We start from the raw sequence: 11,277 nt of genomic DNA, 5'->3' as shown, positions 1-11,277 counted from the left end.
CCTGGAAGGTATGCCGGCCCCTGACCATGCAACGATCGCGCGTTTTATCTCCCTGCACTTTTCTGTCTGTGCAAAGACGTTGCTTGCACAAATGTCAGATCTGCTCTATCTTTTGGGTGAGATTTCGGGGAAGACCATCTTTATTGATGGCACAAAGATCGAATCTGCGGCCAATAAGTATACATTTGTATGGAAAAAGGCTATTACAAAAAATCAGGCCCGGTTATACACGAAACTGTCTTCTTTTGTGGCTGAATGTGAAGAACTCTATGGAATGAAAACGGTATATCATGATAGGATATCCATACACACCTTAAAGCGGTTAAAAAAGCAGTTGTGCCGCATCAAAGTACGGGAAGGAATCGTGTTTGTACATGGAACCGGCCGGAGAAAAACACAGTTACAGAAATCTCTGGAACAACTGGATCGGTATCTGGAGAAACTAAAGGAATATACGAAAAAACTGTATACGCTTGGGGACAGAAACAGTTATTCCAAAACAGATCCCGATGCCACCTTCATGAGAATGAAAGAGGACGCGATGCTGAACGGACAGTTAAAGCCTGCGTATAACATCCAGCATGGAGTGGATTCAGAATACATCACATGGATTGATATCAGCCCGCGCCCCACCGATACACGTACCCTGATTCCTTTTTTAAAAGATATGGAGAGCTACCTGAGATTTAAGTATTCAGAAATCGTTGCAGATGCCGGGTACGAAAGTGAAGAAAACTATCTTTTCATTGAAAGCAACGGACAGACTGCCTACATAAAGCCACAGAACTATGAGATCTCAAAGACACGAAAATACAAAAAAGACATTAGCAGAAGGGAAAACATGGAGTATCATGAGGACAGGGACAGTTACATCTGTCGGAATGGAAGAGAACTGACTGTCACAAATGAACGGAGAAGTAAAACGACGAGTGGATATGTCAGTATAAAAACTTATTACAGATGTTCAGACTGTACTGGCTGTCCTTATAAAACAGAATGTATCAAAGGGAACAACTGCAAAACGCCTATGGAAAAGCGCAATAAAGTGTTGATGGTCTCAAAGACGATGAGCCAGAAGCGTGCAGAAGATTTGGAACGGATCACGAGTGAGTATGGGACTATGCTCCGGATGAACCGCAGTATTCAGGCGGAAGGTTCTTTTGCTGATGTGAAAGAAGACATGAACTTTCGGAGATATCTGTACCGTGGAAAGGTAAATGCCTTGGCAGAAAGTATCCTTTTAGCGATGGGGCGAAATATCAATAAACTTCATTGCAAGATTCAGACAGGAAGAACGGGAAGTCACCTTTTTGCATTAAAAAAGGCGTAGATTTTGATAATTGAAAATAAAACAGTTTGAAAAAAAGCATGCTGAAAAGGATGCTTAGGGATGAACTGCGCTTGTAAAGAATGGCATCGAAATGGTAATCGATTTCGATGCTATTTTGGCATAAAACAGGGCTGCCGCCCAGCAAAAATATTTGCTAATGCGACAGCCCCATGTATAAGCACTCTTAATTTAACCAAATCAAGCAAGTAGCGAAGCGGATTGCGAATATCCGCTTGACTTCACATATTGACAGATAAAAATAGTTGTACTATCATCTTTTTAGTTGAAGGTACAACTATTTTTATCAAACGGAGGAGTTTTTATGGATGACACAGAAAGAAAAATGACAAAGATAGCCCGTGAAGTCAGTAAATTTACTGTCCAGACAATGAAAGAAGATGGCATTGGCACTGCCGAGTTTGATGTCATACATCTGGTGCGGCACAATCCGGGAATCACACAGACAAAAGTAAGAGAAACTCTGAAAATAGACAAAGGAGCCGCAGCCAAACGAGTCGCAAGTCTGGAAACCAAAGGCTATCTGATCAGAAAACCGAACCCGGATGATGGCAGGAGCCAGCTGTTATATGCAACAGAAAAAGCAGAGAAATTGAAAAATTCCAAAGCACATATCGAATCTGTTTTCTACGAATGGCTTCTGACAGAACTGCCGCCGGAAGAAAAGGCAGCTTTCTGTCAGACTCTTGATACTCTGTACTGGAAATGCAAGCTACAGCGCCGTGCTGGTTTCGTAGATGTAACAGATTATCTGGCTCAAAAAAATCCAGTTGAAGAAAGGAAAGAAGCAGACAATGAAGCAGGAAAAATTTCAGCCCAATAAAATCCTTTCGTATTTCCGTATAGAATGGAAAGTACTTCTGCTCGTAACCATATCCGGTCTGATCTATAACCTTGGGCTTCTGGCAGGTCCCTGGTTCGAAGGACAGATGACAGAATGTCTGGTACGGATTCTGAACGGGATCAACCACTATCCGGACATGTTGAAACTTGTGATCGGCTACGTACTTATTATTGGCATCGTACAGATCTCACGATACATCAAACGATTCTATGTAAGACGTTTTGCCAATAACATAAACCGCAGAATGAAAGAAATCCTCTACAGTAACCTTGTTGTAAAAAGCAGAAACAGCCTCCGCGAAGAGGGGGAGGGTAATGTGATGACAAAGGCCATCCTGGATGTCGACGACTGCGTAGAGGGCATGCGAAAATTTACCACAGAAATCTTTGATACAGGAGTTGCACTGGCAGCTTACGCAGGAATGCTTCTCTGGTATGACTGGCGTCTGGCCTTACTCTGCATGATCTTTCCACCAATATCCTATATTACTGCAGAGAAAATGAAAACCATGATCCAGCGCACAGGTACAGCCTACAAAGAACAGTCCGGTGCCTTAAGCGCCGCTACTCTGGACCGTGCCCAGAATGCGATCACGTACCGTGTATTCGGATGCGAAAAAGAGAGACAGAATGCCTATGAGAAAAATCTCTCCGATTATGAAAGATCAGCGGTAAAAGCAAATATCTGGAACTCTATCATGCCGCCTGTTTATCGTATTATCTCCATGGCGGGAGTATTGTTCATCTTATATTTCGGTCAGAAAAATGTTCTTGGAAACGGATGGAAAACATGGGACATCGCAGCATTTACCACCTTTCTTGCATGCTTTGTGAAGCTCTCCGTTAAATCATCCAGTGCCGCAAAACTCTTTAACGCCGTACATAAAGCACAGGTCTCCTGGAAACGAATCCATCCTCTGTTAAACCCGGCTCAGGAACAGACAGATGCTCCTGTACAGCAGGCAGGAGATCTGGAAGTGAAACATTTAAGCTTTACTTATCCGGATGGCAGAAAAGTATTTGAGGATGTTTCATTTAGTGCAAAACCAGGACAGATTATTGGCCTCACAGGACCAGTCGCATGTGGAAAATCCACACTCGGAAAAACCTTTTTATGTGAATCACCTTATGAAGGACAGATTCTCTTTAACGGAAAAGAGCTGATAAATCTGGATTCATCTGTCCGTACCGGCACCATCGGATATCTCGGCCATGATCCGGAACTATTCAATGACAGTATAGAAAATAATATTCTGATGGGCACTCACGAAAATGCAGATAAATTCCTGCAGATGGTATGCCTGGATAAAGAAGTATCTGAAATGGAAGAGGGCAAGCAGACTCTAGTAGGAAATGGCGGAGTCCGCCTCTCCGGTGGTCAGGCACAACGTCTTGCCCTTGCCAGAACCCTTTGCCATAAACGTCCAGTTCTTATCCTGGATGATCCTTTTTCTGCACTGGACAGGAAAACAGAACGGCATATTTTTAACAACATTCGACAGATTTCCAGCGATACAGTCATTCTCCTGATTTCCCATCGCCTGTACCTGTTTCCTGAAACAAACCAGGTTATCTGGATGGAAGATGGACAGACACAGATTGCCCCTCATGAAGAAATGATACACAGATCCGAAGAATATGCGAGATTATTCAATGATCAGAAAGGAGATGAGAGCCATGAAGAATAATGAAAACTACTATGAAAAGAGCAGCGCCAGCAGCAGTAGTAATACGAACACTGATCATAGCAATGCGAAACATAGCAACGACGTTAAAAATGTAATTTTTAATACTGTAAAGGGGCAGAAATTTCTGTTTGGCGGCATTGTAGTCACTGTACTTGGCGCAATCATCACTGCACTGATTCCTCCTTTGATCCTTGCAAAATTCGTAGATAGAATCACATCTGGAAAATCTGCATCTTTTCTGTTTATCCTGCTGTATTTCATCATGCTTGCCATTACCGGACTGATGGAATCAGCACGAGAGGGACTGCTTACCGTATTTGGACAAAAGATTACCCATGGACTCCGAAGCAGCCTGATGGAAAAATTTATAAATCTTACTACAGACAACATCAACAAACAGGAACCAGGAAACTTAGTATCCAGATTTGTCGGAGATGTAGATACTGTAGAGAATCTCTTCACATCCGGAATCATCAGTATGTTTGCAGATGCATGTAAAATTATCAGTATCCTGGCAGTGATCTGGTTCCAGAACCGTGGACTTACCTTTGTACTTCTGATTCTTCTTCCATTCCTGTTCTGGTTCACCAGACATGTACAGAAGAACATGCTCAAAGCACAGATAGAGAACCGTCAGGCAGTGGGAAGAGCCTCCGGACACGTACCGGAAACTCTCCATAACATCCGTACGATCCACTGTCTGAGAAAAGAATCCTACATGGAGAAGCAGTACGACCAGTACATCAATGAAAGTTACAAAGCGATGGAAAGAACCAACTTCTATGATGCGATTTATTCCCCTGTTATACTGATCCTGAATGCAGTTGTAGTAGCAGTTGTCATGCTGCTTTCCGCATCCGGTAATCCGCGTATCCTTACTTTGTTTGGAATGTCTGCCGGAACAGCAGTAGCAGTCATAAATTATATTTCCCAGATTTTCACACCTGTAGAAAGCCTTGGAATGGAAATCCAGACCATTCAGTCCGCTATCGCCGGAATCCACCGCATTAATGAATTTCTGACGTTGGATGAAAATTCTTTCTCAAAACAGACTTTGACATCAAGCCTCCCAGAAACTGAAAATACCAGTGTAATCAGTAAGTTTGATGGAAAATCTGATTCAGAGTATCTGCCGTTTGTAGAATTTAAAGATGTCACTTTTGGCTATGATGAGCATACTGTACTGGAACATATCAACTTCCAGATCATGGATGGCGATCAGGTAACACTTTCCGGCCGTACAGGTGCAGGAAAAAGTACCATATTGAAATTATTACTTGGACTGTATGAACCTCAAAGTGGAGAAGTTCTTATTCACGGAATCCCTGCCTTTCAAATTTCCCATAATAATCGCCGGAAACTCTTTGGTTATGTAGAACAGTCTTTTCATATGGTTCCGGGAACTGTAAGAGACCAGATTACTCTGTACGATGACAATATTTCTGAAGACCAGATCAGGGCAGTAGCCGAGATCACCGGGCTGCGCACTACCATTGAAGAGCTTGAACACGGTTACGACACTCAATGCAGGCCAGAAATATTTTCGCAGGGACAGTGGCAGCTTTTGTCTATCGCACGAGCAGCAGTAACTCAGCCATCTCTGCTCCTGTTAGATGAGATTACAGCCAATCTTGATGCCGAAACAGAGAAAAGTGTTCTTAGTGCGCTGAAACGGGTCGCTGAAAACAGAACTGTAATCTCTATTTCACACAGAACTTCTGCAGAACTTGGACGAATCATTACACTTTGACCAAAACAATCAACAATACAGATACTTTTATCTGCTTAACATTTCATCATAAATCAGAAGAATATTTGCTCAATAAATAATTATCTGACAACAATGTTTTTGCCATTGACTAAATATTTTTTTGATGATAAGATAAACATACAGATTTTAAATACATATAATAAAATTGTACGGGAGGAATCACTCATGAAAACACTTGAAACAAAGAACGCACCAGCAGCAATCGGACCATACTCACAGGCAAAAATGGTAGGAAACTTCGTTTTCGCATCAGGCCAGATTCCGGTAGACCCGGCAACAGGTGAAGTTGCAGGCGATAAGATTGAAACTCAGGCAGAGCAGTCCTGCAAGAACGTAGGCGCAATTCTTGAAGAGGCCGGACTTACATTTGATAATGTTGTCAAGACTACCTGCTTCCTTGCAGATATGGCAGATTTCGCTGCATTCAATGCTGTATACGAAAAATACTTCACAAGCAAACCGGCTCGTTCCTGCGTTGCTGTAAAACAGCTTCCAAAGAATGTTCTCTGCGAAGTAGAAGCTATTGCAGTAGCTGAATAATTTTTAATTACATTTTTGCTTAACCAAATAATTTCTGTAGGAGGAATGTTGCGGCATTCCTCCTTTTTTGGCTATTAGTTATCATCAATAATTAAGCATACCTTACTGCCATCCTTACTCCTAATACATATCCATGCGCTTCAAGCATTATGCAGAATAAAATATAAGTATTAGACATTCATACAAGTTCAATTTATAATGTAGATAGTCAAGCGGATATTTGCAATTTGAAGCAGGTGACCTGCTTGATTCGGTTAAATCTGGCTACACTGAAAGGCTGATATTATGAGATCAATATCCATATATACAATTACAAGAAACCAAAATATAACTTCTCTTTCAAAACTCGAACGTCAGTTATCCGGCCGGGAATATTTTCTGAAAATGCGGGCGTGGGAACTGGAAAGCATGAGATTACTGGTAAATCAGTTAGAAGCACATATGCAGAAAGTCTATTCCCTGCGCTTTTTCTATTCCTACCAGATTCCCAGACTTGGAAAAGAATTTGATCTTCTTCAGATCAAGGAGGATCAGATTATAAATATCGAACTAAAAAGTGGTGTAGTTTCTGACGAAGCAATCCGCAGACAGCTTATCCAAAACCGTTATTATCTTTCTGTACTTGGACGCCCCATCCAGTCCTATACCTACATCAGCAGCCGAAACCGACTTGTAAGGCTTACAAATCATGATCATATTGTAGACGCAGACTGGGATGAACTATGCCGGCCATTACAGAAAGATAGCAATGATTATCAGGGAAATATTGATGATCTGTTCCAGGCAGAGCTATATCTGATCTCCCCACTTACCGAACCGGCGCGCTTCCTGAAAAAAGAATATTTTCTTACTTCCCAGCAGAGAGATATCCAGCGCCAGATTCTGAGAAAGCTTTGCACCGGTCAATCTGGTTTTTTTTGCTTTACAGGTCTTCCAGGAACCGGAAAAACACTGCTTCTCTATGATATAGCCATGAAACTGTCCAGACGTCAGCAGGTATGTATTATTCACTGCGGTAGTGCAGGAACTGAATGGAAAATATTACATGAACGGTTACAACGTATGGCATTTCTTTCAGACAACCAGCTGATTGAAAACACACGATTGGAACATTACAGTGCAGTTCTGGTTGACGAAGCTCATTTACTTTCTTCTGAAAAACTGCAGATTTTATTAAAACAGTCCAATGGACATTTTCCCGTAATCTTTTCCAGTGATTCCGAAGATGCAATATGCCCTGATGAATTAGCTTCAAATACAATGAAACTTATAGAAAACCTGCCCGACATTCAAATGTTTCACTTAACCAACCGCATCCGAACCAACGCAGAACTATCCTCATTTATTCAGAATCTGATACATCTCACAGACAGAAAAACTTCAAAACCTTATCCTCATGTTTCCGTCGTATATGCAAATAATGAGAAAGAGGCCAGAACTTTATTAGATGATTACATCAGTCATAACTATCAATATAAATCACAGATCTGTAATATTACCAGTGATATTAAGCGTCTCGTTGTTCTGTTAGATGACCGCTATTACTATGATAAAAACAGATATCTTCGTTCCAAATACTGCAATAAAAAGAACTGGTCCGATGTCCGTAATCTGTTTCACCAGATGAATCAGGCAAAAGAAAATCTTTGCATAGTTGTCAAAGAAAATATATCTGTGTACGAGGCAATACTTTCACTTTTGCAGCCGGATATTTCCAGACAGTAGATTCGGCCAGCCAGAGAAATTCACAGCAGATACAAATGACACCTCCTGCATAATACATTGTTTTCAAAACGAAACCGGCGAGGGAACGCAAGTGTAGATCCGGAAAATGAACACCTGATTCAGAAGGCAATTTCTCAGTTAACCCGCGGCAAAACAATAATCACCATAGCTCACAGACTTGCTACTATCAAGCAGGCAGAAGGCTGGCAGATACAATAAATCAGCAGATTTTTTAATTTGGTTTACTGAAAATGATATTCACTTATGCAAAATCCGTTGACGATACTAAAATGCTAACTTCTCATTATTTTCCTACTCAAACACTTAAAACTCTGATAAATACTGAGTTGTTCGTAATTTTGTTGGTGGATAAATGAGTAGGTATGTTTACTTAGCAAAAAACTTTAAAACCTTTTGTTTTAGCTAATAACAGGGTGTGAGTAGGAAAAAAATGGGAAGTTAGCATAAAAGCTAATGATATATTATACATATAGTTAGTTATGTCTAACCCTGTGTATAAACCATAGTATTAACGGGAATGCTTATTACAAAAAAGGAGGAATTTTAAAATGTCAATGATCAATAAAGAAGTAAACGATTTTTCTGTCCAGGCTTATCAGAATGGGGAATTTAAAACAGTAACCAAGACAGATATCATGGGAAAATGGAGTGTATTTTTCTTCTATCCGGCAGACTTTACTTTTGTATGCCCTACCGAACTTGAAGATCTTCAGAACAAATATTCCGATTTTCAGGCTGCAGGCTGTGAAATCTATTCTGTATCTACAGATTCTCATTTCGTACACAAAGCATGGCATGATTCCTCTGACAGAATCGGTAAGATCACTTATCCTATGCTTGCTGATCCTACCCATACACTCTGTAAAGACTTTGAAGTACTGATCGAATCCGATGGAATGGCTGAAAGAGGAAGCTTTATCGTTAATCCGGAAGGTAAAATCGTAGTTTATGAAGTAAATGCCGGCAACGTCGGACGTAATGCGGATGAACTTTTCCGTCGTCTGCAGGCGAGCCAGTTCGTAGCAGAGCACGGAGATCAGGTGTGCCCTGCCAAATGGCAGCCGGGAGAAGAAACTTTGAAACCAAGTCTTGATCTGGTAGGTATGCTTTGATGAAAAAAGAAAATTTCTACGATGTGGTAGTGATCGGAGGCGGCCCTGCCGGATTGACAGCAGCATTATATCTGGCACGTGCCTGCTACCGTGTTCTTGTGATCGAGAAAGAGAAATTCGGCGGACAGATCACAATTACCGATGAAGTCGTAAATTATCCGGGTGTTGAGAAGACCAGTGGAAAAGAATTGACAGAAACCATGCGCAGACAGGCAGAAAATTTCGGAGCTGAATTTCTGCTTGGCGAAGTTTCTGAGCTGAAAAAAGCAGAGATCACACCTGGAGCAGATATATGGGAAACAATTACAGATAAAGGCAGATACCAGAGTTTTGGTGTTCTCCTTGCAACAGGAGCACATCCCAGAATGATCGGTTTTCCTGGTGAGGCAGAATTTCGCGGCCACGGAGTCGCTTACTGCGCAACCTGTGACGGAGAATTTTTCCGCGGCAAGGAAATCTTTGTAGTTGGAGGCGGCTTCGCAGCAGCAGAGGAGAGTGTATTCCTTACAAAATATGCCAGCCATGTGACAATTCTGATCCGTGGTAATGACTTCTCCTGCGCAGAGGCTGTTGCAGAGGCAGCAAAAAATCATCCGAAAATTACAGTTCTGACAAATACGGAGGTCGTCTACGTAGAAGGAGACCATATGCTGCGCAGAATCTGTTACAGAAATAAAAATACCGGAGAGGAAACCATCTTTGATTCCACAAATGACACTTTCGGAGTCTTTGTATTCGCAGGTTATGCACCGAACACCGGACTGGTAAAAGAGCTTGTAGATCTGGATTCTCATGGATATGTAGAAACCAATAGAAATCAACAGACCAGCTGTCAGGGTATCTATGCAGCTGGAGATGTCTGCCGGAAAAATCTTCGGCAGGTAGTAACAGCAGTAGGAGATGGCGCCACTGCCGCTACAGAACTGGAAAAATATGCCGCATCCATGCAGGAAAAAAACGATATCCATCCGGAAAAACCGGTTAAAAAAGAAGCTGAAGCTGAAACCAAAGTCTCATCTGGTATTTTCTCACAGGAGATCATAAACCAGTTAAATGTTGTATTTTCCAGAATGGAAGGAAAACTGCAGCTGGAGCTGCATCTGGATTTCCGTCCCGTAAGTCAGGAGTTAAAAACTTATATGACGGAACTGGAAAAATATACCGACAAACTGACCGTATATGAGAATATCTCCACAACAGATTCTGCATCTTCACTTCCTTATGTAAAAGTGCTGACTGAATCCGGAGAAAAGACCGGATTAGCTTTCCACGGTGTACCGGGAGGACATGAATTTACCTCTTTTGTCCTCGGATTATATAATGCAGCAGGCCCTGGACAGCCGCTTGATCCTGAAATCAGAGAAAAAATCCTGGCGATCAGCCATAAAATTCAGATGCAGATCCTGGTATCACTTTCCTGCACCATGTGTCCGGATCTTGTAGTAGCAGCCCAGAGGATTGCTTCCCTGAATCCGCTTGTAATAGCAGAAGTATACGATATCGCCCATTTTCCGGAGCTAAAAGAAAAATATAACGTCATGAGCGTTCCCTGCCTGGTAATTAATCAGAATAAAGTATCTTTTGGAAAGAAGAACATCCAGCAGTTGCTGGAATTAATCTAAATCTATACACTGGCAGATGCGATTGCAATCGGGAAAGGTGTCGGTTCAGATGCTCTCGCTGCTCAGAAATGTGATTCTAAGAAGTGTGGCTATCATTATTTAAGTAGAAGCATCCGCTTTGCTTCCTGTTTTTATCAAAAATGCAGGTATCAACAAATTGTTACAAGTGCATTGTCATTTTACTGATGGATGACAATGCACTTTTTTGTTATTCTTAAATAGCGTACATAAAGGATACCATAGACTCCGAATATCAAATATCCAGACAGATCAGTTCCAACTCAGAGAACAGGTCTGTCTTTTTGGAGTTATTATATAGGTAAGAATTCTGCCATTGGCAGGTTTTTATAAACATGAGAGGAGAGATTTATTATTATGAACAAACTAAAAAGGTACCTTTTATTCTTAGTGGGGCTGTTTATCAACTCCCTGGGAGTCAGTCTTGTGACCAAGGCAAGTCTTGTTACATCCCCGATTTCATCTATTCCCTATGTATTAAGTGTGAATCCATAACTTGAATTTTGGGCGCACTTTCCCCTTGGTGGAAAAAGTCTTTTTTTAAAGCTTATTGGGCTTGTGCAGCACACTGCTGCTGTATAAGTTTTAA

At 41.5% G+C, this 11,277-nt stretch carries 9 protein-coding genes and 1 pseudogene; all 10 read left to right on the top strand.

The annotated features are described in order from the left end of the window. Positions 1–1,330, top strand: a 1,330-nt coding sequence (locus ACTNES_RS16330) for a transposase (protein WP_441040112.1), incomplete at its 5' end; no start/stop codon positions are given. A gap of 322 nt (positions 1,331–1,652) precedes the next feature. Continuing rightward, positions 1,653–2,171, top strand: a complete 519-nt coding sequence (locus tag ACTNES_RS16325; RefSeq protein ID WP_294653146.1) for a MarR family winged helix-turn-helix transcriptional regulator — start codon at positions 1,653–1,655, stop codon at positions 2,169–2,171. Then, complete coding sequence (locus ACTNES_RS16320) at positions 2,143–3,879, top strand: ABC transporter ATP-binding protein (RefSeq protein ID WP_441040111.1); 1,737 nt, start codon at positions 2,143–2,145, stop codon at positions 3,877–3,879. The genes ACTNES_RS16325 and ACTNES_RS16320 overlap by 29 nt, the downstream gene beginning before the upstream one ends. Further along, positions 3,869–5,629 carry an ABC transporter ATP-binding protein gene (locus ACTNES_RS16315; RefSeq protein WP_294653141.1) on the top strand — a complete coding sequence of 587 codons (1,761 nt, stop codon included), beginning with the start codon at positions 3,869–3,871 and terminating at the stop codon, positions 5,627–5,629. Before ACTNES_RS16320 ends, ACTNES_RS16315 begins: the two co-directional genes overlap by 11 nt. 186 nt (positions 5,630–5,815) lie before the next feature. After that, on the top strand, positions 5,816–6,190 hold the full coding sequence (locus ACTNES_RS16310; protein ID WP_022213698.1) for a RidA family protein: 375 nt from the start codon (positions 5,816–5,818) through the stop codon (positions 6,188–6,190). 408 nt (positions 6,191–6,598) lie between these two features. Then, positions 6,599–7,915: an ATP-binding protein gene (locus tag ACTNES_RS16305; RefSeq protein WP_441040110.1), complete on the top strand. Its 1,317-nt coding sequence runs from the start codon at positions 6,599–6,601 to the stop codon at positions 7,913–7,915. 87 nt (positions 7,916–8,002) lie between these two features. Continuing rightward, positions 8,003–8,116: pseudogene (locus tag ACTNES_RS16300) on the top strand (ABC transporter ATP-binding protein); the annotation flags it as partial. 368 nt (positions 8,117–8,484) lie between these two features. Further along, positions 8,485–9,048, top strand: a complete 564-nt coding sequence (gene ahpC, locus ACTNES_RS16295) for an alkyl hydroperoxide reductase subunit C (RefSeq protein WP_441040109.1) — start codon at positions 8,485–8,487, stop codon at positions 9,046–9,048. Then, entirely contained in the window at positions 9,048–10,670 is a 1,623-nt protein-coding gene (locus ACTNES_RS16290; protein ID WP_441040108.1) for an FAD-dependent oxidoreductase, read from the top strand. Before ahpC ends, ACTNES_RS16290 begins: the two co-directional genes overlap by 1 nt. A 375-nt stretch (positions 10,671–11,045) precedes the next feature. Next, the gene (locus ACTNES_RS16285) at positions 11,046–11,183 is read left to right on the top strand and encodes a hypothetical protein (RefSeq protein WP_441040107.1); all 138 of its coding nucleotides are present in this window, start codon (positions 11,046–11,048) and stop codon (positions 11,181–11,183) included. Positions 11,184–11,277 lie beyond the last annotated feature (94 nt).

Origin of the sequence: Blautia sp. HCP3S3_D9 (assembly GCF_052063845.1) — a bacterium.
Taxonomy (GTDB): Bacteria; Bacillota; Clostridia; order Lachnospirales; family Lachnospiraceae; genus Blautia_A.
Note: the sequence above shows the minus strand (reverse complement) of the source record. Positions and strands in the feature narration are given on the sequence as shown.

What these genes read in the sequence shown, in the direction of transcription:
- ACTNES_RS16325 (WP_294653146.1), top strand. Translation starts at nt 1,653, where the DNA reads ATGGATGACACAGAAAGAAAAATGACAAAGATAGCCCGTGAAGTCAGT.
- ACTNES_RS16320 (WP_441040111.1), top strand. Translation starts at nt 2,143, where the DNA reads ATGAAGCAGGAAAAATTTCAGCCCAATAAAATCCTTTCGTATTTCCGT.
- ACTNES_RS16315 (WP_294653141.1), top strand. Translation starts at nt 3,869, where the DNA reads ATGAAGAATAATGAAAACTACTATGAAAAGAGCAGCGCCAGCAGCAGT.
- ACTNES_RS16310 (WP_022213698.1), top strand. Translation starts at nt 5,816, where the DNA reads ATGAAAACACTTGAAACAAAGAACGCACCAGCAGCAATCGGACCATAC.
- ACTNES_RS16305 (WP_441040110.1), top strand. Translation starts at nt 6,599, where the DNA reads ATGAGATTACTGGTAAATCAGTTAGAAGCACATATGCAGAAAGTCTAT.
- ahpC (WP_441040109.1), top strand. Translation starts at nt 8,485, where the DNA reads ATGTCAATGATCAATAAAGAAGTAAACGATTTTTCTGTCCAGGCTTAT.
- ACTNES_RS16290 (WP_441040108.1), top strand. Translation starts at nt 9,048, where the DNA reads ATGAAAAAAGAAAATTTCTACGATGTGGTAGTGATCGGAGGCGGCCCT.
- ACTNES_RS16285 (WP_441040107.1), top strand. Translation starts at nt 11,046, where the DNA reads ATGAACAAACTAAAAAGGTACCTTTTATTCTTAGTGGGGCTGTTTATC.